The organism is Streptomyces kryoterrae (genome assembly GCF_054072135.1).
The window spans coordinates 371,819-397,960 of record NZ_CM133358.1 but is presented as its reverse complement, the minus strand read 5'-3'; the positions used below and the strand labels follow the sequence as shown (position 1 = coordinate 397,960).

Genomic DNA, 26,142 nt, shown 5'->3' with positions numbered 1-26,142 from the left:
ACTCAGCGGACCCGGTCGTACACGAGGGCCAACGTGCCGTGCTCGCCCGCGGTCTGGCTGACGAGTGTCCACCGGCTCGCGGGCAGGCCGTCGTCGAAGAGGCGGGGCCCGCCGCCGAGGAAGACCGGAAAGATCGTGAGCGCCAGCCGGTCGACCTTGTCGGCCGCCAGGAGCGCCTTGACGACGCTCGCGCTGGAGAGCACGAGGATGTCGCCGCCTTCGGTGGCCTTGAGGTCCGTGACCACCTCGACGGTTGGCTTGTCGGCGATCGTCGTACGCTCCCACGGCGCCTTGTCGAGGGTGGAGGAGAGGACCACCTTGTCGGTGTCGACGAGCCACTTCGCGAAGGCCTCGTCGCGGGGGTCGGCACCCTCCATGCCGATGACGGTGGGCCAGAAACCGAGGAATCCCTCGGCGTTGACCCGCCCGAGCAGGGCCGTCGTCGCCGGTTCCCAGAGACCGGTCAGATGGTCGCGGGCGACGTCGGTCACGGCGTACGGCATCACCCAGCGCATGTCCAGCGGGTTGTCGGGTGCGGCGTAGTGGCCGTCGAGGGAGAGGGCCATGTTGGTGACTACTCGGCGGCCGACGGTCTGCTGTGTCATCTCGTGCTCCTGGTGGCGGTGTTGTCGGTGTTGTCGGTGTTGTCAGGGGTGTGCTTGTCGTGTGTGTACGCCGTGAGGGTCGCCGCGAGCTTGTCGAGGCTCTGGCCGAAGCCGATCTCGATGCCGGCGATGAAGTCCGCGGAGTCGACGGTGCTGTCGGTGATTCGCCAGCGGACGTCGAGGTCCGTGCCCGTGCTGGTGGGACCGAGGCCCATGGCCACGTGGGCGGTGAAGGCGAGGCGGCCGTCAGGAAGCAGCGGGGAGAGCCGGTAGGCGAGGTGTTCACCGGGTCGTACGTCGTCGACGACCCCCTCCGCGCGCCCGACGACGGGGTTGGAGTCGGCGATGTCTTCGGCATCGCGGTACTCCTGGACGATCCGTCCTCCGGGGCGCGCCTCGAAGACGAGCTCGGAGGCGCGGAGGTCCTCGGGGGTCCACCAGTGCGCGAGCAGGGCGGTGTCGGTGAGGTGGCGCCAGACCAGCTCGGGGCGCCCCGCCAACGACCGGTGGAAGGTGAACGACCGGCCGTCGGCCCACCCCGACTCCTGTGCGGCGAGCCGTTCCGCGTCGACGCTCAGCCCGTAACGATCGTACGTCGCACGCGGGCCGTCGGCCTGGTCTGCGGTGTCGGCGAGTTGACTGAGCGCGGCTGCCAGGTCCCGCAGGGGACCGGGCCGGAGCGTGTAGACGCGTCGCTGACCTGTGCGCTGGGAGGTTACGGCGCCGGCGCGCTCAAGGGTCTGCAGGTGCTTGGTCGTCTGGGGCTGGCGTGCGTCGGTGAGCTGAGCGAGAACGCCGACCGAGCGGGGTCGCTCGGCCAGCAGTCTCAGGAGACGCCAGCGGGCCGGTTCGGCCAGTGCGGTGAGGAGTGCGTCCATGACCGCAAGTATTCTCCATGAAGAATATTCGTGTCAAGGAATGTGTTGTGGCTGTTCGGGGCCGGGGCGCGCGCCGCGCGAGGACAGCCGGCCCAAGGGCGATGGCCATCTCCGGGCCCCGAGGAGCCCACCCGGGTGCTCACCTGGACCGTGGCCCTCGTCCCGGCTTCGCCGTCGCCCCCGCCGCTGGCCGACAACCCGATCGCCGCCTGGGTCATCGGCGGCGGCACCATCGAAGTGCGCCTGGGCGGTCCGGTCGCGGGCCGGCGCGGCCTGCCGCACACCGGTGGCCGGCCGGCTGGAGGACGGTGACCTGGCCGGTCAGCGGCACGACAACGGCACGGCCTACGCCGTCACGGGAGTCCGCCGAGGCGACCTGGAGGACCGTAGCCGAGGACGACGCTGTCGCTGCGCCGGGCGGCACACGGCCGCCCGGCGCCCCCGAGAAGCATCAACTGCGGGCGCTTCTCAGCAACTTACGAGGATTCGCGTACCACGAGTTCGGTGGGAAGAACGACGTGCTGACGTGGCTCCTCCGGATTGCCGATCTCCTTGAGGAGGATGCGGGCGATCGTGCTGCCGATCTCCTCGACCGGCTGACGCACGCTGGTGAGGGGCGGACTGGTGTGCCGGGCGATGATGGAGTCGTCGAATCCGACCACCGCCACATCGTCGGGGACGCTGCGCTTCTGCCTGCGCAACTCCGCCAGCGCCCCCGCCGCCATGACGTCCGAGGCGACGAACACGGCGTCGAGCCCGGGTACTCGTCCGAGGAGTGAACGCATGGCCGCCTCGCCGCCCTCCTCGGTGAAGTCGGCCGGGGCCACCAGCCGGTCGGTGACCTCGTGACCTGCCTTCTCGAGGGCCTCCCGCCAGCCCTGGAGCCGACTGCGCGCCACGTCCATGTCGAGGGGACCGCTGATCGTGGTGATGGTCCGCCTCCCTCGTGCGAGCAGGTGCCTGACGGCCGCCGAGGATCCACCCGCGTTGTCGGAGTGCACATGGCTGAGCGACTCGGCGGGGGAGCGGCGGCCGGCGAGCACCGTGGGCAGCCCCATGTCCTCCAGCAGCCCCGGCAGTGGGTCGTGCTCGTGCACCGAGACCAGGAGCACCCCGTCGACGCGCCGCTCCGCCACCGACTCGGTGAGCTGGTTCCGCTCGGACTGGTCGCGTACGAGGACCAGTTGGAGCTGAGTACGGGTTTCCGCGAGGGCGATGCTGACCCCGCGGATGACCGCCGAGAAATAGGGCTCGGAGCCCAGTCTGCTCGCGGACTCGGGGATCACCAGGGCCACGGAGTTCGTTCTGCTCGTCACCAGCCCCCGGGCGACCGAGTTCGGTACGTAGTTGAGCTCGGCGATGGCGGCGAGCACGGCGACCCTGGCCTTCTCGCTGACGAGCTCCGAGCCGTTGATGACTCGTGAAACCGTGGTGCGTCCGACGCCGGCGCGCGCGGCCACGGTCTTGATGGTCGGGCGCTGCCTGCCTCCCATGACGCCTCCCTCGCTCGCGCGCTGCCTGACGGCTTTCACCTGCGCATTGTGCCAGACCGTCAGAGAGCGTCCGAAGGCCCTGAGCGGACCGGTCGGACACCCCTCGGCAACGAAGTGAGTTCAACTTCTTGACAGACGTCTTTCGCGGCGGCGAGGCTTCGGTCTTCCGGGTGGGCACGTTCCCATCGTTGTTTGGGAACGTGCCCACCAGACAAATCGTATCTACGAAGCCGACCGTGGGACACGAACTCCGGTGCGTCAGCGCCGCCGCCAGGAGGACCGAATGGACAAGTTCCGAAGGAAGTCACACACGAGAGTGCTCGCCGCGGTGTCGACGGTGTCGGCTCTCGGGCTGGTCGTCGGCTGTGGAGGCAGCGACAGCGGAGGGACGGGCGGGGGAAAGAAGGACGGCAAGGTCACCATCACCATGGGCCTGTTCGGCGTCATGGGCTTCAAGGAGACCGGGCTGCTCGACACCTACATGAAGGAGCACCCGAACGTCGTCATCAAGGCGGACGTCGCGGGTGACGAGCAGACCTACTACACCGCCCTGCAGACGCACCTGGCCGCCGGCAGCGGACTGAAGGACATCCAGGGCATAGAGATTGGTCGGGCCAAGGAACTGTCCGACACCCAGCAGGACAAGTTCGTCGATCTGGCCGGTGTGCCCGGCACCGACCACTTCCTGCCGTGGAAGCAGAGCCAGGTCACCACCGCCGACAAGAAGGTCATCGGCCTCGGCACCGACATCGGCCCGATGGCGGTCTGCTACCGCAAGGACCTCTTCGAACAGGCCGGCCTGCCCACCGACCGCGAGGAGGTCGCCAAGCTGTGGGAGGGCGACTGGTCGAAGTACGTCGCCGCGGGCAAGCGGTTCAAGCAGAACTCGAAGGCCGACAAGGTCGCCTTCATGGACACCTCCAGTGGGCTGTTCAACGCCATGATCTACGGCAACTCCCAGCAGTTCTACGACAAGAAGGGTGAGCTGATCTACGCCACCAACCCCGTCGTGAAGGATGCGTGGAAGCTGGCCTCCGAGGCGGCCACCTCCGGTCTGACCGCCAAGCTCCGCCAGTTCCAGCCCGGTTGGGATCCCGGCCTGGCCAACGGCACCTTCGCCACAGCCGTCTGTCCGGCGTGGATGCTCGCGCACATCAGCGAGAAGGCGGGCCCGGCGAACAAGGGCAAGTGGGACGTCGCCAAGGCACCCAAGGGCGCCAACTGGGGCGGATCGTTCCTCGGAGTGATGGAGAGGAGTCCTGTCAAGAAGGAGGCACAGGATCTCGTCGCCTGGCTCACCGCCCCCGAGCAGCAGGCCTACCTGTTCAAGAAGATCGGCAACTTCCCCTCGTCGCAGACCGCGCTGGGAATGCCCGAAGTGGTCGACGCCAAGTCGGACTACTTCAGCGGCGCGCCCATCGGGAAGATCTTCGGCGCCGCGGCCCAGGAGATCCCCGACGAGCAGGTGCTCGGCCGCAAGGACGGCACCATCAAGGACATCTTCTCCCAGGGGCTGACCTTGATCGAGGCGCAGAACAAGAGCCCGGAACAGGCCTGGAAGACCACTGACAAGCGTATCGGAAAGGCCATCGGCTGACCTCGGGTCCCGTCGCCCGTCTCCGCAGCCGCCCGGCGCCCCACGCACGGCCCGTGTGGGTCGCCGGGCACCGATCGCCTCCCCTCCCCTTCCAGGAAGGACGCCTTCCGGTGGCCATCTCCACCTCGACACCCTCAGCCGGTGCGCCCGGCACCACCCCGCCGGCCGGGACCGGCGCCGGCGGGGACCGCCGGCGGCGCAGTACGCTGCTGCACCGCCTCGACGTCCGGGGTGCCCCGTACGCCTTCGTAGCCCCGTTCTTCGTCGTCTTCGCCGCCTTCAGCTTCTACCCGCTGATCTACACCTCGTGGATCTCCCTGCACCGCGTCGAACTGTCGACCCTGAACCTCATGGAGTGGGTCGGCTTCGACAACTACACGGCCCTGTGGGACGACGACCGCTTCTGGAACGCGCTGCTCAACACCATCACCATCGGCGTCCTGTCGACCGTGCCACAGCTGTTGATGGCGCTCGGACTGGCTCATCTGCTCAACTACCAGCTGCGTGGCTCGACGTTCTTCCGTGTCGCCGCCCTGACGCCGTACGCCACGTCGGTGGGTGCCGCGGCACTCGTGTTCACGATGCTCTTCGAGCGTGACTTCGGCATGATCAACTGGATGCTGAGCCTGTTCGGTGTCGACAACATCGACTGGGAGAACAACAAGTGGGCCGCGCAGACGGCCATTTCCTCGATCGTCATCTGGCGCTGGACCGGCTACAACGCCCTGCTCTACCTCGCCGCGATGCAGGCGATCCCGCGCGACCGGTACGAGGCCGCGGCCATCGACGGCGCCTCGCGGTGGCAGCAGTTCCTGACGGTCACCGTCCCCGGCATCCGTTCCACCATCGTGTTCACCATCGTCCTGTCCACGATCGGCGCCACCCAGCTCTTCGGCGAACCCCTGATCTTCGGCCAGGGCCCGAACGGCATCACCGGGGGAGCGGACAACCAGTACCAGACGCTGGGACTGCTGCTGTACGAGGAGGGCTGGAAGAACTACCAGATGGGCCGGGCCGCCACGGTCGCCTGGGCGATGTTCCTGCTGCTCATCGTCGTGTTCGTCGTCCAACGAGTGGTCCAGCGCGTCGTAGCGCGCAGGGCCTGACCGGGAGATCTCCATGACCACAGACAGCATCCCGGTCCGGGCGGCGGACGCACCCCCCGCCACCGCGCGGAAGACCCGCGGGGCCACTCCGTCCGGCGGACGGCGCCGACGGCTGTTCGCGCACCCGGCCGCGGGACGACAGCACCACGCGGGCCCCGTCGCCTACATCCTGCTGGGAGTCGCGGCACTGTTCTCCCTCTTCCCGCTCTACTGGACGATGGTGGCGGCGTCGACCGACAACACGCGCGTCACCCAGACGCCTCCGCCGTTCCTGCCCGGACCCCATCTCCTGGAGAACCTCGGCAAGGCCTGGAAGGACGCCGCGCTGGGCAAGGCCATGCTCAACAGCCTGATCGTGGCCGGCGTGATCGCCCTGTCCACGGTGCTGTTCGCCACCCTCGCCGGCTTCGCGTTCGCCAAACTCCGCTTCAAGGGCCGCAACGTCCTGCTGATGCTCGTCATCGGCACGATGCTGGTACCGCCCCAACTCGGCGTCGTACCCCTGTTCATGATGATGACCGAGCTGGGCCTGGGGCAGAAGCTGCCCGCAGTCATCTTTCCCACGCTCGTCAGTGCCGTCGGCGTGTTCTTCATGCGGCAGTACCTGAGCGAGGCGCTGCCCGACGAACTCGTCGAGGCCGGGCGGGTGGACGGTGCGCACTCCCTGCGCATCTTCTGGAGCATCGTGCTGCCGATCGCCCGGCCTCCCATGGCCGTCCTGTTCATGATCACGTTCGTGCACGCCTGGAACGACTTCTTCTGGCCGTTCATCGTGCTCGACATGTCCAATCCGACCGTCCCCGTGGCGCTCACGCAGTTGAGCGCGGGCTACGTGCGCGACCAGTCACTGATCATGGCGGGCGCCCTCCTCGGCACACTGCCCCTGCTCGCCATGTTCATCGTCTTCGGCCGTCAGATCGTCGGCGGCATCATGCAGGGAGCTGTCAAGGGATGAGCGCCCCGCCGTCACCCCGTGGCCGGGACCCTTCCCGCGCTCGCCATGTCACCCGATTCGACGCTCCCGCCCCGCAGTACAGCTGGAAGGAACCACCCAGGTGACCACCACCGCCCGACGTGCCGCGCCCGCCCCGGAGAACACCGCCGTCACCCGTTTCCCGCCGGGGTTCACCTGGGGCACGGCGACCGCCGCGTACCAGATCGAGGGAGCCGCCGCCGTGGACGGCCGCACCCCGTCGATCTGGGACACCTACTCGCACACGCCCGGCATGGTGCGCAACGGCGACACCGGTGACGTGGCCACCGACCACTACCACCGCTGGCGCGAGGACGTCGAGATCATGGCTGATCTCGGCGTGAGCGCCTATCGGTTCTCCCTGTCGTGGCCGCGGGTGCAGCCGACCGGCCGCGGCCCGGCCGTCGAGAAGGGGCTCGACTTCTACCGCGCCCTGACCGACGCGCTGCTGGAGAAGGGCATCGAGCCGGTCGTCACGCTCTACCACTGGGACCTGCCGCAGGAGCTGGAGGACGCGGGCGGCTGGCCGGAGCGTGTCACCGCCGACCGGTTCGCCGACTACGCGGCCCTGGCGGCCCGTGCGCTGGGGGACCGGGTGAAGACCTGGACCACCCTCAACGAGCCCTGGTGCAGCGCCTTCCTCGGATACGGCTCGGGCGTCCACGCGCCAGGGCGCACCGACCCGGTCGCGGCCCTGCGCGCCGCCCACCACCTCAACCTCGCCCACGGCAAGGCGGTTCAGGCACTGCGCGCCGAACTGCCCTCCCACGCGCGGGCGTCCGTCACGCTCAACATCCACCACGTACGTGCGCTGACCGAGGCCGCGGCCGACCTCGACGCGGTCCGCCGGATCGACGCGCTGGCCAACCGCGTCTTCACCGGTCCCATGCTGGAGGGCGAGTACCCGCGGGATCTCCTCCAGGACACGGCCGTCCTGACCGACTGGTCCTTCGTACGGGACGGCGACACCGCCACGATCCACCAGCCGCTGGACTTCCTGGGCGTCAACTACTACTCGCCCACCCTGGTTTCCGCCGCCATCGACGACGCCGGCCACGGCTCCGACGGTCACGGGGCGAGCGAGCACACCCCCTGGCCGGGCGCCGACCGGGTCACCTTCCACCGTCCTCCGGGCAACACCACGGCGATGGGCTGGGCGGTCGACCCGAGCGGCCTGTACGACCTGCTGACGCGCCTCAAGGCGGACTTCCCCGCGCTGCCGTTGATGATCACCGAGAACGGGGCCGCGTTCGACGACTACGTCAACCCGGCCGGCGAGGTGGCCGACCCGGAACGCATCGCCTACCTGCACGGCCACCTGTCGGCCGTACGGCGGGCGATCGCGGCCGGCGTCGACGTGCGGGGCTACTTCCTGTGGTCCCTGCTGGACAACTTCGAGTGGGGCTACGGCTACAGCAAGCGCTTCGGAGCCGTGTACGTGGACTACCCGACCGGCAAGCGCATCCCCAAGGCGAGCGCGCGATGGTACGCCGACGTCGCCCGCACCGGCACGCTGCCGGACCCGGACGGTCCGAACGGAGCGGCTCGCGTGTGAGGTCACAGCACAGCGTGGCGTGGCCTTACGGCGTGGTCTTGGCGGAGTACTGAGCAGTGGTACCGCTGATTGAGCGCGGCACTTCCCGGGTTGGCGCCGGCGTCTCCGGCTGTCACGCGACGTCCGGTCGAGGTCTCCGTTCCGGCCCGGTGGGAAGTCGTGATCGGCTTCCCACCGCCCGTCCGGATTCGGCGGCCCCGAGTGCCGGTTCAGCCCTCGGACATAGGGTCGGCGGCATGGTGCTGCAACTTGTTCAGGTCAATTTCAAAGCCCGGGACGACTCGGCGCTGGGCCGGTTCTGGGGGGAGGCGCTCGGCTGGGGTGTCTCCAGCGCGGAACCCGGTGCGACCAGTGTCAAGCCCGTGGGTTTCACCTGGTCGGATCCCACCGGTATCTGCGTGGATGTCATCGCAGTCCCGGACCCCGCAACAGTGAACGACCGTGTGCACATCGAACTCGCCACCAACTCCGCGACTCACCAAGCGGAGTTGGTCGCGCGACTGAAGGAGCTCGGTGCGACGGTCGCCGAGGTGACTCGGACCGGCCTCCCGTGGACAGCTCTGGCAGACCCGGAGGGCAACGTGTTCTGCGTCCTGGAGCCTCAGGAGATGTACCGGGACACCGGGCCGATCGCCGCGGTGGTCGTCGACTGCGCGGACCCGCGGGCCATGGCCCGGTTCTGGGAGGAGGCGATGGACTGGACCCTGCACGAGGTGACCGACGATCGTGCGCTGCTGCGCTCCGCCAAGGGGGTCGGCCCGTATCTGGAGTTCCTCCGCACGCCCCACCTGAAGGACATGCGGCACCGCGTCCATCTCGACGTGGTGCCCTCCCTCGGTGACGGTCAAGCGGCGGAGGTGACCCGGCTCGAGGCCCTCGGTGCGACGCTTGCCGACACGGGCCGGGGCGACTTCCCGTGGAGGATTCTGGCCGACCCGGAAGGCAACGAGTTCTGCGTCCTCCGCCCGGCCTGACACGGCGCGTGGCGGTGGACGAGGGTCTGGTGGTCCTGACCGATCTGTGGTCGCCGCCCGAGGGCCGGCTGACGCCCCCTTCGGCGCTCACCGTGATCAACCGCGTGCGAAGCCGGCCGACTACTACGGCGTGCTGACGACCAAGCACCATGACGGCTTCTGCCTGTGGCCGACCGCGTACAACAATCACAACGTGGCCCAAAGCTCCTACAGGCAGGACATCGTCGCCCAGTGCGTCGACGCGTTCCGGGCCAGGGGCCTGAAGGTGGGTCTGTACTACTCGATCTGGGACCGCACCTACAGCGTGCAGGCGTACGACACTCGGCACGGCGTCGCCGCCGACCGGACAATCCAGCCCGGTGACCTCACCTACATGCTGAACCAGATCACCGAACTGCTGACCGGTTACGGCACCATCGACATGTTCATCACCGACGGCTACGCATGGCAGATGGGTCAGCAGGCCGTCTCCTACCAGCGGATCCGCGAGCACGTGAAATCGCTCCAGCCGGACATCGTCATGATCGACCACGGTGGGCTGGTCGTACCGTTCCTCGGCGACGCGATCTATTTCGAAGAGCCACTGGGCATCACCTCGCCGACCGGAAACACCTTCGCCTCCATGCAGGGGCAGACGATCAGCAACGGCTGGTTCTGGCATCCGTCCACGCCGTCCGAAGGCCTGATGAGCAAGGCGTCGATCCTGACCCACCTGTCGGACCTGGAACCGAAGTACACCTCGTTCATCCTCAACTGTCCGCCCAACCGCGACGGCAAGCTGGACACCAACGTCGTCAACCGGCTCGCCGAGGTCGGGGCGGCATGGAGCCCCAACACCTCCAGGGCGCCCTTGCCGGCGCAACCGCCACGCGCCGAGCACCCCGTGACACCCGTCAGTGCCTACGCGACCGGATTCCACCCGGGCGAGGGCCCGATGAACGCGATCGACGGGCTGAGCGACAAAGACTTCGAGACCTGCTGGTCGACATGGGGACTTTCTCCGTCCCAGCCACACTCGATCACGATCGACCTGGGCGGGGTGTGGAGCGATGTCTCCACCCTGGAGTACCTGCCCAAGCAGTGGAACCGCAACAACTCCACCGACGGCGGCATCACTTCGTACACCATCTCCACCAGCACCGACGCCGCGATCTTCACCCAGGTCGCCACGGGTTCCTGGGCCGCTGACCGCGTCACGAAGGTGGCCGAGTGGAGCGCCAGGAATGTTGGTTTCGTGCGGATCCAGGCAGCCGCCGGCACCGGCGGCTACGTCAACATGGGCGCCGTCCGTATCGGCGGCAGGACCGCCGAACCGGCCCTGGTGTCGCGTGTTCTGCCGGGCGACGGAACCGTCTTTCGCCTGGTCAACCGCAACAGCGGCCAAGTGGCCGACGTGAGCGGGGCAGGAACCGCCAACGGGACCGACGTCCTCCAGTGGCCCTGGCTGAACCAGACCAACCAGAAGTGGACCTTCGTCTCCCCCGACGACGGCTACTACAAGATCAGGAGCGTCGGCAGCGGCAAGCTCATGGAGGTGGCCGGCCTCTCGCGCGTGGACGGCGGCAGGGTGGGCATCTGGTCGGACGACAGCGTCTTCCAGCAGCACTGGGCCGTGACGCCCACCGGGGACGGCTACCACTACCTCACCAACCGGCTCAGCGGACTGTCACTCACCGTCGACGGCGCCTCCACCGCCCAGGGCGCGGGCATCGAGCAGGAGACGTACAACCGGGCGACCCAGCAGCAGTGGCAGATCATCGCGGTGTGAAGACGGGTCGGCGGGACGCCGACCATGGCCTGCCAGGGTGATGCGTCCAGTGCACCCAGGCGGCGTCCGGAGGCCGCCGCCTCATGTGAGGATGCGGCCATGGTGCGGCTGAGGAGGCGCGGGGCGCGAGCGGTCGGGCTCGTGGCGGGTACGGCGCTGGCGTTGACCGCCTGCGGCACGGGCCGCCCCGCTGACGGGGAGCCCGAAGGGCGCGAGGCGAAGTACAAGCGCGTCATCGAAGATCCTCACCCGCGCCCCGCCGACGTCATCGACATGGCCGGCGCACCCTACGGAGTGGTCCGCGCGGACGACGACTCGCTGCTGCTGACGTACGAGGCCGACAACGTCGAGGACGACGAGGGGCCGGCCGCCACCGCCTGGCGCATCGTCGGCCCCGACGGCCGCACGGTCGCCGAGCACGCGGAGCACGCGAACGCGGAGGATGTGCCGCCCGCGTTCAAGGGGATGCGCGGAGGCTTCGTACGGGTGCCGCGGGACGAGGGGGCGGCGGGAGCGGAGGGAGCGTGGACCCTCGACCTACGCGGCAAGCGGCACAAGGCGATCCTCACCGAGACCCCGCTGCGCACCCGCGCCGGCGACGTACTGCTCGCCGAACCGGAGCCGACCCTCGTCTACCGTCCCGCCACGCGCACCGTGGCGCCCCCGGCCGGAGTGCCGGACGACGCTGTCCGTCTCGCCGTCGACGAGCGGGGCACGGTCTGGAGCCTCGACCAGCCCCCGACCGCGGACCCCAACCGCGTCGAATGGCAGCGCGACGCTCGCACGCTCGGCTCCGTGGCCGTCCCCACGCCGTACACGGGAGGCGTCCTTGCCGCGTGGGATGGCACCGCGGTGCTGTCCCTCATTCGGGGCGAGAGCGCGCGGGGCCTCTTGACGACTACGGACGACGGCGCGCACTGGCGGACGGTCCTCGCCGGCGGCATTGACTGGAAGGGCCTGAAACGTGACCCGGAGGCGCTGGTCCTGGAACTGCTCACGGACGGGCGGCTGCTCGTCGGCGAGGAAGGCGGCCGCTACTGGCTCGCTGACGACCGCACCAACAGAGCCTTCCACGAGCTGAGAACGCCGGTGAGGTTCACGTCGTTCACCGTCGGCGGCACGATCCTGTACGGCATCGCGGACGCGACGACATCGACGTACGACCTCGTGAAGGGCGAAGGACTGTGGATCTCTCGCGACGGCGGACGCGACTGGCGGCGTTACGGGCAACGTGGGTAGCGGGTGAAAGCCATGGGTTCTCCCCTGTACGGCGTGGATCACGTCGGGGAGAAGACCTGGGCTCGCCCCGGGCATCCGAGCAGATCGTTGCGGAGGGCACACAGGACGTGATCGCCCTGGCCCGCCCGGTGTGAAGGGAGGGCGAGGAGCGACACGACTCCGAGCAGCCGTCAGTTCCGGAGCAGCGCGCACACGAAGTTCTCCTCGACCTCGCGCAGCTGTCCCAGGAGCTTCGGCTTCGTCGCCTCGTTCACCTGCGTGGTGAGCGAGAACGTCAGTGACCGCTCACCGTCCGGGGTCGCGGCGATCAGCTGGGTGTAGCCGGCTGTGTTTCCGGTGTGGCCGACCACCACTCCGCATCTTGTGGTGTAGCGGAAGATCGCCGCCCCCGCCTTGTTCCGGCCCGGACCCGCCGGTTCCGAGGCGCCGTCCACCCAACGGCGCTGCTCGCGCAGCGTCGCCCGGGAGATCAGTGCGCCGCCCGTGTAACCGCGGATGAACCTGGTCATGTCACCAGGGGTGGAGACGATTCCGCCCGACGCCCACACCCCCGAGGCGCCGATCAGCTCGCTGACATCCTCCGGCGCGGCCGGCGGCCCCACGGGGACGTCGTAGCCGCGCATGTACGGCTCCGGCAGCTCGAAGCCCTGGGGGAGGCTGGTGTCGTGCAGGCCGAGCGGGCGGTACACCGACTGCCGCAGCAGCTCCTCGTAGCGCTTCCCGGTCGCCGCCTCGGCCATCAGGGCCACGGCGATGTTGTCCGAATTGGAGTACTGGTACCGCGAACCGGGACGGAACAGCAGTGGCTCGCCGGCCACGAAGTCGAGCAGTCGCCGGGAGTCGAAGCGATGGTGCAGGTCGGCCGTGAGGATTTTGACGAAGTCCGGACTCCGGCTGAAGTCCGGCAGGCCGCTGGTGTGGGTCAGGAGCTCGCGCAGTGTCACCGCGTGCCAGGCCCGGGGGAGCGCGGGCAGCCGTCGGCCGATGGTGTCATCGAGCCCGAGCGCGCCCCGGTCCACCAACCGCAGGGCTACGGCGCCGCTGAACGCCTTCGCCGTACTGGCGATACGCATGTGGTCGGTGGCGTCGACCGGTCTGCCGGTATCGAGGTCGGCGACTCCGGCCCGCAGGATCCGGCGTGACTCCCCTCGCTGGAGCACGGCGATGACGCCGGGTGGGCCGCCCGGCGCGCGGACCAGTTGTTCGAGCTGGCTCTGTAGTGCGCGGTCCGTGGCGGAGCCGGGCGGGTCGGCTTCGGCGGGTGCGGACACCAGGGCTGCCAGACACACGCCGGCCAGCGCGGCGCTGACCGGCAGACGCAGGAGGGGGAGACGAGACAGCGGCATGGGAACTCCTCGGGCGGGCAGGGGTGAGGGGCACGCCCAGCATCGGCCGCGTGGCGCCCGGTTGCCTGTGTCGCTGCTGCATACGGCCGAGCGGGTCGTTCGACGGCGTCCGCGGCGGCAGGCCGTCCGGACGGTCTCATGTCCCAGCAGGCCAGCAGGCTCCCTGAATCAGGAACAGGCACCATCGCAGCGGGCGGAAGGCTTCCGTCTCTGTGCGCCAGTCCGTTTGACATGGCCTGGATGGACCTGAGGCGGCTCGCCCATATCAGTATCCCGCAGACGTGAGCGGAGTTCCTGCCGCGGACTGGTCGGCCGCAGGCGGGGGCAACAACGTCCGGGGAACGACGAGCCTCGGGCCGATGGCCGGTATCTGCGGTCCTGGCCTGGCACGCCCGACCGGGTCCGGGCTGCTCAGCCATGACCCGGCCGGGCCATTCACCGCGCCTCCGGGTCGGTCATCGTGGTGTCCCGGGCGAGTGGGCCGGCTCGGTGCCGAGAGAACACCGCTGCGGTCGCCGCGGCCTTACGGGCCGCGTGCGGACACGAGGGTGTGTCGCTGGATCACCTGGACGTCACCGAGCTGGGCAGCGTCCCTTCGGCTGTACCAGTTCGGTTCGGTATCCAGCCGATGGTCAAGCTGTACGGCACCGCCCTTGCCCCTCCGGCATGGATCTGGCCACCGTCAAGGAGGCGGCCGGCGGCCACGGTGGTCTCCGTGTTCGCCGGACCTGCCGTGGAACCCTGTCAGCTGCTCCCGGCGCGGCAGAGCCGGACAACATCCCAGGTGGCATGCATGCCGCGGTCGCGGGTACTGGCACGCGTGAACGGGGGGAGTGAGGGCGAACACGTGGGATGTCATGCCGACGACGACGCCTCTACGGCGCCGAACGCGCACCTGATGCGCGCCGGCTATGCCCTGGGCGGGGATGACGGCTGTATCGCCGACGCCCGCCACCATGCCGTTGCCTTTCTCGACCGGGCCCGCACCGACCACCACCTGCTCGTGCCCGCACGAGTGCGGGACTTCGTCCAGTTGGTGGTCAGCGAGCTGGTCACCAACGCCCGCAAGTACGCTCCCGGCCCCGTTCTGCTCGAACTACGCATCAACGCCCGCGCTGTGGACGTCGTCGTGTGGGACAGCGAGCCCACCGTTCCCGCGGCCCGGGCGGCCGATCCCGGCAGGATCGGCCAGCACGGACTGGAGATCGTCAAGGCCGTCGCCGAGGACCTGTTCATCGAGCAGGAGCCGGTCGGCAAGCGCATCACGGCTCGCATCGCCCTGTCCGAAAAGGGTGAGCAGCCGCGACCTCCTCGGGCCTGACCGGGGCGTGTTGTCACGGGGTCGTACCTCAGCACTCACACGTGAAAATCTATGTTGGCGAGAGTAGACATGGGGTGGCAGTGTGGCTATGGTTTCTCTCGTAGCCCAGAGAGACAGCAGGGCCCGGCAGACACGAACTGGCGGGCAGCAGTAGATGCAGTTGTAGTTCGCTGGACGGTGCGGTGGTGGAGTGTCGAAGCCAGAGTTGTTGCAGGACGGCGACGGGACTGACGACCGGACCGGGCGGCCCGCAGTGATCAGGGGCCGCCGTGAGCAGTACCGCAGTGGCAGTACCCGTAGATGCAGTTCGCAGTACCCAGCAGTTCGCAGTTCCCGTTTGGCAAGCAGTTGATCACCCAGGGAAGAACGGAGGAGCCGAGCGCCATCAGGATCGCCCGGGTGGAAGCCTTGAACCCGGGTACCGCAGGACATCGATAGTGAGGTGGTCTCCGGTCGAGCAACCGCGATCCCCGTATCCCCGACAGCATCTCGGTCGGGTAAGCGGAGACAGAAAGCCGACGCGGTACAAGGGTCGGCAGATGGTGTAGCAGTTCCTTCGGGCCCTGGCGCCGTACGGCGCCAGGGCCCCTCCACGCGTTCGACAGAGATTCGACAGAGAGGTGTACGTGACAGCAGAGGATTCGTACGGCCGTATCGACGACGATGACTACCCCGCCTACACCATGGGCCGGGCCGCCGAGATGCTCGGCACCACGCAGGGCTTCCTCCGCGCCATCGGCGAGGCCCGCCTCATCACCCCGCTGCGCTCCACGGGCGGACACCGCCGCTACTCCCGCTACCAGCTGCGCATCGCCGCTCGCGCCCGCGAACTCGTCGACCAGGGGACCCCCATCGAGGCCGCCTGTCGCATCATCATCCTCGAAGACCAACTTGAGGAAGCCCAGCGCATCAACGCCGAATACCGTCGCGCCGCCTCCTGACACACAGCCTGTATCCGACCCTCGGCCCGCGGAGACGCGCCGGGCCGCCCCGTACGCCGATGCCAGAATATGAGCGCATGATCGCCGAAGATATTGAGCCGCCGGCACCTGGACGGGATTCCCAGCCCGGCCCCGGCACCACCACCTCCGACGCCCTGCGCGCCCAGCCTGTCGACGCGCCTTCCGGCGCGGCCGGACGGCTGACGGGTGGGCAGGCGGCCGGCCTGGAAGGCGTCGCTGAGCGCGCGGCCGCTGTGCTGAAGCCGAGGATGCGTGGCTGGCTGCACGCCGGCGTCTTCCCGCTCGCGCTGGTCGGCGGCATCGTCCTGATCGCCGTTTCGCGCTCGGCGGCGGCAGTGGCGGCCTGCTCGGTGTACGCGGTGTCGGCCTGCCTGCTGTTCGGCACCAGCGCGGTCTACCACCGCGGAACGTGGGGTCCGCGCGGAGAAGCGGTCCTGCGGCGGCTGGACCACGCGAACATATTCCTGATCATCGCCGGTACCTACACGCCACTGGCGGTACTGCTGCTGCCCGAGCACCAGCGGCTGGTGCTGCTGGCCGTGGTGTGGACGGGCGCGCTGGCCGGCATCGCCTTCCGCATCCTGTGGATCGGGGCTCCCCGGTGGCTGTACACCCCGTGCTACATCGCCCTGGGCTGGGTGGCCGTCTTCAACCTGCCCGACTTCGCGCGCACCGGCGGCACCGCGGTCGTCGTACTCGTCATCGCCGGCGGTCTGCTCTACACAGCGGGCGCCGTCGTCTACGGACTCAAGCGCCCTGACCCCTCACCGGCCTGGTTCGGCTTCCACGAGGTCTTCCACGCCCTGACCATCGCCGCCTTCACCGCGCACTACACCGCGATTCTCCTCGCGGTCACATGACCGCGTACAAGGCATGCCGAAACACAGGACTCGGGACCGGCGGGGACCTGGGCCGCACATGGTCCGAGAGAGGCCGGCTGGCGGGTCGGACGCGGGTCCCGTGGTGCAATTGACCTGTCCGGCATGGGGCTTGGCACAGGCCTTTCGCGATGGGGCGGCGTCCCGAGCGTGATCGAGCAATTGAGGGAGTCGCTGTGACCGCAAGAGGGCCGGACGGCGGGCGGGCCTTTCGTCTTCCCGAAGACGAGAGTCGCCTGGGCAGGGCGATGACTCTGGCGGGGACGCTGGAGGCGGCGGAGGCCGCGGCGCCGGTGGAGTCGCTCGACGTGGTCGCGCGCATGCTCAAGGAGCACCTCGGGGCCGTGTCGGTGTCGTTCCTCATCACCGACTTCACCGGCAGCTCAGTCGTACGGCTGGGGGCTGCGGGCAGTGTCGACACCGATGAGCCCGCCCGGCGGATCAAGCTGCGGGGCACCCTGTACGACGATGTGATCCGTACCCAGCGGCCGGGCGTGGAGGACAAGGGCGAGGGCGCGCTGGTGCGGATCGTCGCCCCGGTGACCAACCGCGGGGACGCCATCGGGCTCCTCGAACTGTTCCTGCCCGTGGCGCCGGACGCGGAGGTGATGCGGGAGATCGGCGAGACCGCGCACGCGCTGGCGTACATCGTCATCGCGAACCGGTCCTACACCGACATGTACCAGTGGGGCCGCCGCACCACCCCGCTGAGCCTGGCCGCGGAGATCCAGCACCGGCTGCTCCCGGATTCGCTGGCGTGCGAGGCCGCGCAGTTCGCCGTCGCCGGGGCGCTGGAGCCGGCCGACCACGTCGGGGGCGACACCTTCGACTACGTCATCGACCGGGACAGCGTCCAGCTCTCCGTCACCGACGCCATGGGTCACGATGTCGACGCCGCGCTGCTGGCCACCCTTGCGGTGGGCGCCCTGCGGCGGGCCCGGCGGGCCGGTGCCGACCTTGCCGAACAGGCCCGCCAGGCCGACCAGGCCATTCACGAGCACGGCCGTCAGGGCTACGTGACCGGCCAGCTCCTGCGCATCAGCCTGATCGACGGCAAGACGGAGTTCGTCAACGCCGGGCACCCCTGGCCGCTGCGGATGCGAGACGGACAGGTGCAGGAAATCACCCCGAAGATCGACACGCCGTTCGGCTTCCCGATCCCACACGTCTACCAGGTCCAGTCGCTGGACCTGCGGCCGGGTGACCGGCTGGTGATGCTGACCGACGGCATGCTGGAGCACAACGCGGGCAGCCTCAACCTGTCCGACCTGATCGTGCGCACCCGCGCACTGCATCCACGCGAAGCCGCCCGTACTCTCATCGCGGCGATCGTCGACGCCAACGACGGCCACCTGCAGGACGACGCGACCGTCATGTGCCTGGACTGGCGCGGCACCGTCCACTCCCATCGTGACGCCGCCACCGGGGCCGACCTCACCGACGCCTCACGAGCATCAATATCGGGACGAACCAGTCCCGGGAGATGACCCGTCCGACCGCCTCTTGCAGCGGGCTGCTCCACGGGCCGACAGGTACGCGGAGGCGTTTCCTGCGCGCCATCGCCGTGGCAGGTCCGGCTGGACGGACTATGACCGAACGTGAGACCTACTCCAGCTCCTCCGCCAACAGGTCCATCAGCAGCCCGTCGTGCCACTTGCCGTCCGCGCCGCGCTCGTACTGCCGCATGATGCCCACCGGGCGGAAACCGACCTTGCGGTAGCACCGGATGGCAGCGGCATTGTCTGCGGCCGGGTCGATCACCAGTCGGCGGTATCCGTGATCATCGACCAGATGGCGTGCCAGGGCGCGGACGGTGTCAGTGCCGAGGCCGCGCCCATGCAACGCCGGGTCGAGATAGATGTCGATGTTGGCATGCCGGTAGTCCGGCTCGTCCTCGGCTCCCCACTGAACAGCGCCGACCACCCGGCCGCCGTACTCGACCGCGAAGGTCCGGGCCCCGGGATCTTCGAGTTCCTCGGTCACGGCCGCCGTCAGATCGTCGCCACCCCGCCACCGCCTGTACACCTCAGGCGTGCTCCGGATCGCGGCCAGAGCCGGGATGTCGTCCACCGTCGCCGGCCGAAGCGTCACCAGGGCTCCGCGCAGGACCGTCCGCATGCCACTGATCATCCCTGACTCCGGATCCGCTCGTCCAGCGAGCAAGGCGCGGACGTTCTCCTCCTGGACGCCGGTCACTGCACCAGCGAGGTGCGGAACGCCGTGATCACGGCCTGTCTCCGGCGGTGCGACGCCCGCGCCGAACCGTAGACCGGCTTCGCCCTCGCCCCACCCGGCCGTCAGCGGACGCGACACCCGGCCCAGCGGCGTGACACGCGGTCACGCGACGAGCAGGAGCACGCTGATCGCCGGCATCACTACGGCGGTGGCTCCGTGAATACCGTAGACGGCATGAACAAGCCCAACAGGGGGGTGTCGTTCCGGCCGGCAGGATGACGGCTCGGGCCTGACGTGCTGGTGGTGGCTGCGGGACTGGAACGGGGTCGGCGTGCGACGGCGGTCGTACGAGGTGTGGGGGGCCGAGGTGGACGCGGACTCACGGCTGGACCGGGCCCGGCGCATGGTCGACTTCTCGCGTGACAGGTGGCGATGGTCAGCGACGCCGGCGACCTGTGACGATCCAGGCCCGTGAGTCGAAGTACACGCCGCCGTCGGTGTTGTGGGTGTCGAGGGTGGTGTGTATCCGTGTGCGTGCCTGCTCGGCGGCCGTGGCGTCGAGGCCGGCAAGCAGGTCTTTGACTTCCCACAGCCGGAGCACGGCGTCGAAGGCGGTGGCGGTGTCAGGGCCGTAGTAGACGGGCTCGTGCACGTCGGTGAAGGTGACGTCCGTGAAGCCGGCCGCCGTCAGGATGCCTTCCGTGACGGCCGGGTCGGCGAGTGAGAACGGGTCCGGACCGTGGGGTGCGGCCGAGGTGGCGGTGAGGGTCCGGCGGATTGCGGTGGCCCACTCATTGCGGTCTCGCTCTTGCCAGACCAGCAACACCAGGCGCGCCGCAGGGCGCAGAGCGCGTCCGATGTTGGTGAACGCGGCGACCGGGTCGGTGAAGAACATCGTGCCGAACCTGCTGATGCAGAGGTCGAAACGCGTCGGTGGAAAGCGGTGAACCTGGGCGTCCGCCTGCTCGTAGGTGATGTTGGCCAGTCCCTGGTCGTCGCTCAGCCGACGGGCCCGTTCGAGCATGGGCGCGGAGAGATCGACGCCCACCGCGCTTCCGTTGACGGCGGCGCGGGCAGCCTCGCGCGTGGACTGGCCTGTGCCGCAGCCGATGTCGAGCACACGGTCACGAGGGCCGACGCGGGCAGCGGCGCGGAAGAGTTCGTTGTGCAGGCGCAGTTCGGCGTCGTAGTCGAACAGGTCGGACATCACCGTCACCTGATCCTCTCGATGTCGATGTCGATGTCGATGTGGACCGGGCCGTTGCGGAGTACGCCACGCACCTGGTCCAGCGACAGTGTTTCCGGCGCGAACTCCGCGAGCCACCACGCGGCGCCCGCCTTGGCGTAGGGCGCCGGGTGGGAGGGGGACGGTGATGTCGTACGGGGTCGTCCTGTCGATGGCGCGCGGCGGCATGGGTTCGGCGATCCTGCCGCAACTCGCCCTCCACGGCGCAGACATCTCCTCCGATGCGTCATTGTGCGTCCACGAGCTCAGGCCGGGGCTACCGCCACGCGAGATCTTCCTGCTGTGGCAGGCACATCGCACTCACTCCCCACTCGCGGCACGGACGATCGAGATCGCCGTGGAAGTCGCTGGCAGGATCGCCCAGCGCACGTGACCCGACCAAGTGTGTTCGTACTCCTCGTCAGCGTAGGACCGGAGTGCCGGGAGCGGTGAGACTGAGCACTGAGCCGCTCCTCCGCCACGGGGCACCAACTCGGCTGCGCGCTCCTCGCTGAGGGGCGCTCAACAGAGCCCTGATGGAGGGCCGCCGGCCCCCGTTCCGACCGAAACCCCGGATTCCGAGCCGGACCTGACCTCTGCCTCGGTCCACTGCACCCTGCCGCACGCAGTCCATTGGGGGATCAGCGCCTGTTACTTCGAGCGGTGGTGGTCGATCAGCGGCAGGCACTCCTTCCAGGACCTGGAACTCATCGACGGTGGGACGGACGCTCTGGCGAGGAGAGCGATGGGAAACCACCTGCGCACCGAGGCAAGCCCACGGGAGTACCCCTGGGGACCCAGCCTCGCCCCGGTCACTCTCGGCGATCGACCCAGGACACGCGATTTTTACGAGCCCAAAGACCTGTTTGAGAGAGAAATCTCAGGCGACACGGGGGGAGGAAGGTTCCTTCGAGTGAGACAGGAGTGAGTGACTGTGGCTGCGGACGAAAAGGGTCAGGCCAAGGGCGAGCAGGCCAAGGGCAAGATCAAGAAGGTGGTCGGCGGTGCCGTGGGCAACGAGTCTCTGAAGGCCAAGGGAGAGGCCGAGGAGACCAAGGGAGACCTGCGTGCCGCCAAGGAGAAGGCCAAGGACGCGATCAAGCCCAAGTAGACGCACATCCACCGATCCCGGCAACCCGCCTCCCGCGGGCTGCCGGGATCAGTGCTGTGGCGTCGCTGCTGAGGATCAATCGCGGGGGTACCCGCCGGGCATGACTGTCTACGGATTGCACGCCTCGCACGAACAGATCCCGCCCGCGGGCCTGCTCGACGCCGTGGTGCACGCCGAACGCGCGGGATTCACCGCCGCCATGTGTTCGGATCACTTCTCACCCTGGAGCGTCCGTCAAGGAGAGTCGGGATTCGCCTGGTCCTGGCTCGGCGCCGCGCTCCAGGCCACCGACCGGATGCCGTTCGGCGTGGTGAACGCGCCGGGGCAGCGCTACCACCCCGCGATCGTCGCCCAGGCGATCGCCGGCCTCGCGTCGATGTACCCGGGCCGGTTCTGGGCGGCGCTCGGCAGCGGTGAGGCCTCCAACGAGCACATCACCGGCGCCCCCTGGCCGCGCAAGGAACTGCGCAACGCCCGGCTGCGGGAATGCGTCGACATCATCCGCGCACTGCTGGCAGGCGAGGAGGTCAGCCACGACGGACTGGTGACCGTGGACCGGGCCCGGCTGTGGACACTGCCGCCCGAGGTGCCGCCGCTCATCGGAGCCGCGTGCAGCACCGCCACCGCCGCCTGGTGCGCCGAGTGGGCGGACGGCCTCATCACGGTCAACGCCCCGCCCGAGCGACTGCGGGAGATCGCCGACGCCTATCGCGACGCGGGTGGCCGCGGGCCCCTGCATCTCCAGGCGCACCTGAGCTGGGCGCCCGACGAGGACCAGGCCCTGGCGCTGGCGCACGACCAGTGGCGGACCAACGTGCACACACCGCCGGTCAGTTGGGACCTGGACTCCGTGGAACTGTTCGACATCGTCAGCGAGCATGTCACGCCCGAACAGGTGGCGGGCACGGTCAACGTCTCCTCCGACCTGGGCCGCCACACCGCCTGGCTCCAGGAGTACGCCGAACTCGGGTTCGACACCGTGATGCTCCACCACGTGGGCCGTGAACAGGCCTCGTTCATCGACACGTTCGGTGCCGAGGTACTGCCCCGGCTCGACGTCACCCGCCCGCTTCCCGCCACGGCGAAGGAGTACCGATGCGTCTGACCCGTACATCCGACCTGTGGTGGAAGAACGCGGTGGTGTACTGCCTCGACGTCGAGACGTACCAGGACGGCAACGGTGACGGGATCGGCGACTTCGCGGGTCTCACCCAGCGCATCGACCATCTGGTGCGCCTCGGGGTGACATGCGTGTGGCTGATGCCCTTCTACCCGACCCGGGAACGCGACGACGGATACGACATCACCGACTTCTACGGTGTCGACCCCCGCCTGGGCACCCTCGGCGACTTCACCGAGTTCGTCCGCACGGCCAAGGACCGCGGCATCCGCGTGATCGCCGACCTCGTCGTCAACCACACCTCCGAGGACCACCCCTGGTTCCAGGACGCCCGCTCCGGCCGGGACTCGGCCCACCGCGACTGGTACGTCTGGCAGGACGAGCCTCCCAAGGACGGTCCCAAGGACGTGGTCTTCCCCGACGCGGAGGACAGCCCGTGGGAGTACGACGAGGGCAGCGGCCAGTACTACCTGCACCGCTTCTACAAGGAGCAGCCCGACCTCAACGTAGCCAACCCCGAGGTCCGGGACGAGATAGCCCGCGTCATGGGCTTCTGGACTCAGCTCGGGCTGTCCGGGTTCAGGGTCGACGCCGTGCCCTTCCTGCTGGAGACGGACGGCCAGGCCGACGCCGGCGCGCTGCCGGACCCGCACGAGTACCTCGCGGACCTGCGCGCCTTCCTGGGCCGCCGCAACGGCGAGTCGGTGCTGCTCGGCGAGGTGAACCTGCCCTACGGCGACCTCGCCCGGTTCTTCGGCGACCCCGAATCGGACCGCGGCGACGAACTCACCATGTGCTTCGACTTCGTCGGGATGCAGCAGATGTACCTGTCGATGGCGCGCGAGGAGGCCGGACCGCTGGCCGCGTCGCTGCGTGATCGCCCCGCCGCCCCGCGCGACGCCCACTGGGCCACGTTCGTACGCAACCACGACGAACTCACTCTCGACAAGCTGAGCGACGACGAACGCGCCGAGGTCTTCGCCGCCTTCGGCCCGGACAAGGACATGCAGCTGTACGACCGGGGGCTGCGCCGCAGGCTGCCCCCCATGGTCGACGGCGACCGGCGCCGCATCGAACTCGCCTACAGCCTGCTCTTCACCCTGCCGGGCACCCCCGTGCTCTTCTACGGTGAGGAGATCGGCATGGGCGAGAACCTGGCCGCCGAGGGCCGCCAGGCCGTACGCACGCCCATGCAGTGGACCCCGCAGGATGGCGCCGGCTACTCCACGGCCGCGCCGGACACCTTCCCCAATCCGCTGGTGGAGGGTGCGTTCGCACCCCAGAAGGTGAACGTGTACGAGCAGAGCCGCGACCCCGGCTCGCTGCTGAGCCGCATACGGTTGTTCGTCGAGCGCTACCGGGAGGCTCCCGAGCTGGCCTGGGGCGAGTACCGCCTCGTGGAAACGGGGGAGCGCGCCGTGCTCGCCCACATCAGCTGTACCCCGGACGGGAGGATCCTGGCCCTGCACAACTTCGCGGGCCGCCCCCTCACCGTACGACTACGGCTCCCGGAGACGGCACCCGGTGACAGGCTGACCGACCTCCTCGCCGAAGACCACGCCGGACTCACGGTGTCCGACGACGGTCTCCTCGGCGTCGAACTGCCCGCCTACGGGTACCGGTGGCTGCGCGCCGGGACCCCGGCCGACGATCCGGAGAGGGTTGTTGCCGGCTGAGAGCCGCAGGGGGCGTTGATCGCCGGTGCTGGGTCCCTCCCCGCGGCGGCCGGAGATCAACGGTCGGCGCCGACTCGTTCCGCTGTCGGGGAAGCCTGGCGGGGTGCGGACCCTGTTCGGCGTTCCCGGCGCGGGCTCTCCCTTGCTCACCTGACTAGGACCGACGGTGCCTGTGCCGGGGTGGCCGGGGGATTGGGCCGGTGATCTGGGCCAGGGATCGGCCCGTGCCCTGGTTGACCTGGGCGATGATCTCCGTGGTGACGGACACGGCCGTCTCCTCGGGCGGGCGGGCTCCGAGGCTGAGGCCGATCGGGGATCGCAGCCGAGTATGTCGAACTTGGCGTCAGGATGAGGGCCGCGATGACGGTGCCGAGCAGGGGCAGGCCGGTCAGGCCGAGGCGAGGGCGGGAGGGTTGCCCGCGAAGCGCACGGCGAGGGCGGTGACGACGGGGCTGACCGTGAATCCTGTCAGGCCCCTGCCCCTATCCCGAGGACCCTCGCCTGATCGAGCTGGTCGGTGAACTGTCCATGCGGGACGAGGAGTTCGCCCGGTGGTCGGGCCGGCCAACACCGATCCCCACCCCCATCCCGACCGCCTGGACCACCACGCCCGGCTCTGCCGCCCGTGATCGGCTGCGGACCGTCGCCTCCGGGGCGGCCATGATCGACACATGGGCCCGCGGCACCGAGCGAAGCCCTCGTCGTCGCCACCGCCGCGCATCACAGCGACGCGGTCGTGCCCTCCCCGGAGGCGCTGCCCGCGAGCCACTGGGCCCATCCCAGGTTGAAGGCGGCGTAGCCGTTGTCGGGCGAGGCCTTGGCGCGGGGTGAGCCGGTGACGGTGATGGGATCGCCCTGCTTGACCTGGTCGTAGAACCACTTGGCGTCCGACATGGACAGGTGGACGCAGCCGTGCGAGCCACGGGCGCTGCCGCCGCCCGGATTCGGGTCACCGGTCGAGTAGTGAACGTAGGTGCCGGACTGGGTCAGGTGGACGTCCCAGGGCAGCGTCAGGTCGTAGTAGTCGGGGCTTCCCTTGTCACAGCTGATGCCGACGCTGCAGGAGGTCATGTGGACCTTCTCCTGCTTGTCGATGACGGCCATCGTGCCGTTCCACGTCGGATACTCGGCGCTGCCCGCGTTGATCGACAGGGTGCGCACCGGCGCGCCGTCGCGGGTCACCTTCATGGTGTGGCCGGTCACCGAGACATCGGCGCGCACATCGTCACCGATCTTGAAGGTGTGCGTGTAGCCGTGTACGCCGAAACGTCCGTTGCCGTTGCTGACGCCCTTCATGTCGGCGTCGATCTTCACGGTGGTGCCGGAGGGCCAGTACGTCTTCGGGCGCCAGTCCGCGCGCTGGTCGCCGAACCAGTGCCAGGCGCCGGCCACCGGCTGCGAGGCGCTCACCTTCAGGTGCTTCTCGACCGCGGCCCTGGCCTTGGCAGCCACGGGGTTCGTGAAGACCACCGAGATCGGCATGGCCACGCCTACCGTGGTTCCCGTCTGTGGGGTGATCGTCTCCAGCAGCATCGGCGGGCCCGCGGGCTTCGTCGGGGACGGCGACGAGCTCGCCCCGGAATCTCCCGAGGCCTTCGCGTCGCTCCCGCTCGCCTTGTCACCGCCACCCCCGCCGCAGGCGCTCGCGCCCACCAGCATCACGCCCGTGACGAGTGCGATCCCTATGCTGCCCTTGCGCCGTCGCACGACTTGCCCCGCTCTCTAGCTCTTCGGCCCTGATGGGCCCGACGCACTGTGAGACAGCGACGCGGTGGGCCGCAGTTGCGTGTGCCGCGTAAAACGTGTCTCAAACCTCGGTGCCCGGTGGTGGGGACGAGGTGAACCCCCCACCGCGCACGCGGTGTGGGTCAGGTGTTGCGGACGGAGCTGATGCGGTCGTTCCCGCCCGGGTACATGACGCCCTCCGAGTACCAGGCGTTGGTGTTGCCCGGGTACCCGTCGGCGCCGGTGTGTGCGCCCAGTGCCGAGGCCGTGCCCTCCGGCGGACCACCGTCCTGCACGGGCTTCGCCTGCTCGCCCGTGCCGAGATCCAGCTCGTTCGGCGGGACGCCGACGCGGCATCCACACCTCCTCCAGCATCAACACTGTTCACCCGGTGCGGTGCGGTGCGGACGTCCTC

General features: G+C 69.2%; 24 protein-coding genes. 16 read left to right on the top strand and 8 right to left on the bottom strand.

The window, feature by feature from the left end; genetic code table 11:
- Positions 1-2 precede the first annotated feature (2 nt).
- Together ACW4TU_RS01290 and ACW4TU_RS01285 are read right to left on the bottom strand one after the other, a co-directional pair.
- A complete protein-coding gene (locus tag ACW4TU_RS01290; RefSeq protein ID WP_457423711.1) occupies positions 3-605 on the bottom strand; it encodes a dihydrofolate reductase family protein in 603 nt (200 codons plus the stop codon).
- Positions 602-1,483 carry a metalloregulator ArsR/SmtB family transcription factor gene (locus ACW4TU_RS01285; RefSeq protein ID WP_457423709.1) on the bottom strand — a complete coding sequence of 294 codons (882 nt, stop codon included), beginning with the start codon at positions 1,481-1,483 and terminating at the stop codon, positions 602-604. Before ACW4TU_RS01285 ends, ACW4TU_RS01290 begins: the two co-directional genes overlap by 4 nt.
- A 135-nt stretch (positions 1,484-1,618) precedes the next feature.
- Between ACW4TU_RS01285 and ACW4TU_RS01280 the strand changes: the two genes are divergently transcribed.
- Positions 1,619-1,795 (top strand): hypothetical protein, encoded by a 177-nt coding sequence (locus tag ACW4TU_RS01280; RefSeq protein WP_457423707.1) that lies wholly within the window; start codon positions 1,619-1,621, stop codon positions 1,793-1,795.
- A 164-nt stretch (positions 1,796-1,959) separates the two neighbouring features.
- On the opposite strand, the gene ACW4TU_RS01275 is transcribed toward ACW4TU_RS01280, so the two are convergent.
- Positions 1,960-2,976 (bottom strand): LacI family DNA-binding transcriptional regulator, encoded by a 1,017-nt coding sequence (locus tag ACW4TU_RS01275; protein WP_457423705.1) that lies wholly within the window; start codon positions 2,974-2,976, stop codon positions 1,960-1,962.
- Positions 2,977-3,259: 283 nt separating this feature from the next.
- Here ACW4TU_RS01275 and ACW4TU_RS01270 point away from each other — a divergent pair, with 283 nt between their 5' ends.
- The 7 genes from ACW4TU_RS01270 (at position 3,260) to ACW4TU_RS01240 (ending at position 12,188) form a co-directional block, all read left to right on the top strand.
- On the top strand, positions 3,260-4,573 hold the full coding sequence (locus ACW4TU_RS01270) for an extracellular solute-binding protein (protein WP_457423703.1): 1,314 nt from the start codon (positions 3,260-3,262) through the stop codon (positions 4,571-4,573).
- 110 nt (positions 4,574-4,683) lie between these two features.
- On the top strand, positions 4,684-5,679 hold the full coding sequence (locus ACW4TU_RS01265; protein ID WP_457423701.1) for a carbohydrate ABC transporter permease: 996 nt from the start codon (positions 4,684-4,686) through the stop codon (positions 5,677-5,679).
- Between the two features lie 13 nt (positions 5,680-5,692).
- Entirely contained in the window at positions 5,693-6,634 is a 942-nt protein-coding gene (locus ACW4TU_RS01260; RefSeq protein WP_457423699.1) for a carbohydrate ABC transporter permease, read from the top strand.
- Positions 6,635-6,734: 100 nt separating this feature from the next.
- On the top strand, positions 6,735-8,207 hold the full coding sequence (locus ACW4TU_RS01255) for a GH1 family beta-glucosidase (RefSeq protein ID WP_457423697.1): 1,473 nt from the start codon (positions 6,735-6,737) through the stop codon (positions 8,205-8,207).
- 236 nt (positions 8,208-8,443) lie between these two features.
- Entirely contained in the window at positions 8,444-9,181 is a 738-nt protein-coding gene (locus tag ACW4TU_RS01250; protein WP_457423695.1) for a VOC family protein, read from the top strand.
- A 130-nt stretch (positions 9,182-9,311) separates the two neighbouring features.
- Entirely contained in the window at positions 9,312-10,949 is a 1,638-nt protein-coding gene (locus ACW4TU_RS01245) for an RICIN domain-containing protein (protein WP_457423693.1), read from the top strand.
- 99 nt (positions 10,950-11,048) lie between these two features.
- Entirely contained in the window at positions 11,049-12,188 is a 1,140-nt protein-coding gene (locus tag ACW4TU_RS01240) for a hypothetical protein (protein WP_457423691.1), read from the top strand.
- A 170-nt stretch (positions 12,189-12,358) separates the two neighbouring features.
- On the opposite strand, the gene ACW4TU_RS01235 is transcribed toward ACW4TU_RS01240, so the two are convergent.
- Entirely contained in the window at positions 12,359-13,534 is a 1,176-nt protein-coding gene (locus ACW4TU_RS01235; RefSeq protein ID WP_457423689.1) for a serine hydrolase domain-containing protein, read from the bottom strand.
- 847 nt (positions 13,535-14,381) lie between these two features.
- On the opposite strand from ACW4TU_RS01235, the gene ACW4TU_RS01230 reads away from it, so the two are divergent.
- From ACW4TU_RS01230 to ACW4TU_RS01215, 4 genes are all read left to right on the top strand, one after another.
- A complete protein-coding gene (locus tag ACW4TU_RS01230; RefSeq protein ID WP_457423687.1) occupies positions 14,382-14,855 on the top strand; it encodes an ATP-binding protein in 474 nt (157 codons plus the stop codon).
- A 626-nt stretch (positions 14,856-15,481) separates the two neighbouring features.
- Entirely contained in the window at positions 15,482-15,796 is a 315-nt protein-coding gene (locus tag ACW4TU_RS01225) for a MerR family transcriptional regulator (RefSeq protein ID WP_457423685.1), read from the top strand.
- 77 nt (positions 15,797-15,873) lie between these two features.
- Positions 15,874-16,677 (top strand): PAQR family membrane homeostasis protein TrhA, encoded by an 804-nt coding sequence (gene trhA, locus ACW4TU_RS01220; protein ID WP_457423683.1) that lies wholly within the window; start codon positions 15,874-15,876, stop codon positions 16,675-16,677.
- Positions 16,678-16,943: 266 nt separating this feature from the next.
- Positions 16,944-18,182, top strand: a complete 1,239-nt coding sequence (locus ACW4TU_RS01215) for a PP2C family protein-serine/threonine phosphatase (protein WP_457423681.1) — start codon at positions 16,944-16,946, stop codon at positions 18,180-18,182.
- Positions 18,183-18,300: 118 nt separating this feature from the next.
- On the opposite strand, the gene ACW4TU_RS01210 is transcribed toward ACW4TU_RS01215, so the two are convergent.
- A complete protein-coding gene (locus ACW4TU_RS01210; RefSeq protein ID WP_457430646.1) occupies positions 18,301-18,813 on the bottom strand; it encodes a GNAT family N-acetyltransferase in 513 nt (170 codons plus the stop codon).
- A gap of 493 nt (positions 18,814-19,306) precedes the next feature.
- Positions 19,307-20,077 carry a class I SAM-dependent methyltransferase gene (locus ACW4TU_RS01205; protein WP_457423679.1) on the bottom strand — a complete coding sequence of 257 codons (771 nt, stop codon included), beginning with the start codon at positions 20,075-20,077 and terminating at the stop codon, positions 19,307-19,309.
- Positions 20,078-20,243: 166 nt separating this feature from the next.
- Between ACW4TU_RS01205 and ACW4TU_RS01200 the strand changes: the two genes are divergently transcribed.
- The 4 genes from ACW4TU_RS01200 to ACW4TU_RS01185 all read left to right on the top strand — a co-directional run bounded on the left by ACW4TU_RS01200 (position 20,244) and on the right by ACW4TU_RS01185 (position 24,002).
- Positions 20,244-20,489 (top strand): LysR substrate-binding domain-containing protein, encoded by a 246-nt coding sequence (locus ACW4TU_RS01200; RefSeq protein ID WP_457423677.1) that lies wholly within the window; start codon positions 20,244-20,246, stop codon positions 20,487-20,489.
- 540 nt (positions 20,490-21,029) lie between these two features.
- Positions 21,030-21,206, top strand: coding sequence for a CsbD family protein (locus tag ACW4TU_RS01195; RefSeq protein WP_457423675.1), 177 nt, complete (start codon positions 21,030-21,032; stop codon positions 21,204-21,206).
- A 100-nt stretch (positions 21,207-21,306) separates the two neighbouring features.
- Positions 21,307-22,311: a TIGR03885 family FMN-dependent LLM class oxidoreductase gene (locus ACW4TU_RS01190; RefSeq protein ID WP_457423673.1), complete on the top strand. Its 1,005-nt coding sequence runs from the start codon at positions 21,307-21,309 to the stop codon at positions 22,309-22,311.
- The gene (locus tag ACW4TU_RS01185; RefSeq protein WP_457423671.1) at positions 22,302-24,002 is read left to right on the top strand and encodes an alpha-amylase family protein; all 1,701 of its coding nucleotides are present in this window, start codon (positions 22,302-22,304) and stop codon (positions 24,000-24,002) included. The genes ACW4TU_RS01190 and ACW4TU_RS01185 overlap by 10 nt, the downstream gene beginning before the upstream one ends.
- A 720-nt stretch (positions 24,003-24,722) precedes the next feature.
- Here the strand turns inward: ACW4TU_RS01185 and ACW4TU_RS01180 are convergent.
- Together ACW4TU_RS01180 and ACW4TU_RS01175 are read right to left on the bottom strand one after the other, a co-directional pair.
- Positions 24,723-25,661 (bottom strand): L,D-transpeptidase, encoded by a 939-nt coding sequence (locus ACW4TU_RS01180; RefSeq protein ID WP_457430644.1) that lies wholly within the window; start codon positions 25,659-25,661, stop codon positions 24,723-24,725.
- Between the two features lie 209 nt (positions 25,662-25,870).
- The gene (locus ACW4TU_RS01175) at positions 25,871-26,023 is read right to left on the bottom strand and encodes a hypothetical protein (RefSeq protein WP_457423669.1); all 153 of its coding nucleotides are present in this window, start codon (positions 26,021-26,023) and stop codon (positions 25,871-25,873) included.
- Between the last annotated feature and the right edge of the window lie 119 nt (positions 26,024-26,142).

Coding starts and splice junctions, on each gene's coding strand:
- ACW4TU_RS01215 (WP_457423681.1), top strand. CDS start 16,944: ATGACTCTGGCGGGGACGCTGGAGGCGGCGGAGGCCGCGGCGCCGGTG.
- trhA (WP_457423683.1), top strand. CDS start 15,874: ATGATCGCCGAAGATATTGAGCCGCCGGCACCTGGACGGGATTCCCAG.
- ACW4TU_RS01275 (WP_457423705.1), bottom strand. CDS start 2,976: ATGGGAGGCAGGCAGCGCCCGACCATCAAGACCGTGGCCGCGCGCGCC.
- ACW4TU_RS01250 (WP_457423695.1), top strand. CDS start 8,444: ATGGTGCTGCAACTTGTTCAGGTCAATTTCAAAGCCCGGGACGACTCG.
- ACW4TU_RS01285 (WP_457423709.1), bottom strand. CDS start 1,483: ATGGACGCACTCCTCACCGCACTGGCCGAACCGGCCCGCTGGCGTCTC.
- ACW4TU_RS01290 (WP_457423711.1), bottom strand. CDS start 605: ATGACACAGCAGACCGTCGGCCGCCGAGTAGTCACCAACATGGCCCTC.
- ACW4TU_RS01205 (WP_457423679.1), bottom strand. CDS start 20,077: ATGTCCGACCTGTTCGACTACGACGCCGAACTGCGCCTGCACAACGAA.
- ACW4TU_RS01260 (WP_457423699.1), top strand. CDS start 5,693: ATGACCACAGACAGCATCCCGGTCCGGGCGGCGGACGCACCCCCCGCC.
- ACW4TU_RS01180 (WP_457430644.1), bottom strand. CDS start 25,661: ATGCTGGTGGGCGCGAGCGCCTGCGGCGGGGGTGGCGGTGACAAGGCG.
- ACW4TU_RS01200 (WP_457423677.1), top strand. CDS start 20,244: ATGTCGTACGGGGTCGTCCTGTCGATGGCGCGCGGCGGCATGGGTTCG.
- ACW4TU_RS01240 (WP_457423691.1), top strand. CDS start 11,049: ATGGTGCGGCTGAGGAGGCGCGGGGCGCGAGCGGTCGGGCTCGTGGCG.
- ACW4TU_RS01270 (WP_457423703.1), top strand. CDS start 3,260: ATGGACAAGTTCCGAAGGAAGTCACACACGAGAGTGCTCGCCGCGGTG.
- ACW4TU_RS01210 (WP_457430646.1), bottom strand. CDS start 18,813: ATGCGGACGGTCCTGCGCGGAGCCCTGGTGACGCTTCGGCCGGCGACG.
- ACW4TU_RS01185 (WP_457423671.1), top strand. CDS start 22,302: ATGCGTCTGACCCGTACATCCGACCTGTGGTGGAAGAACGCGGTGGTG.
- ACW4TU_RS01190 (WP_457423673.1), top strand. CDS start 21,307: ATGACTGTCTACGGATTGCACGCCTCGCACGAACAGATCCCGCCCGCG.
- ACW4TU_RS01235 (WP_457423689.1), bottom strand. CDS start 13,534: ATGCCGCTGTCTCGTCTCCCCCTCCTGCGTCTGCCGGTCAGCGCCGCG.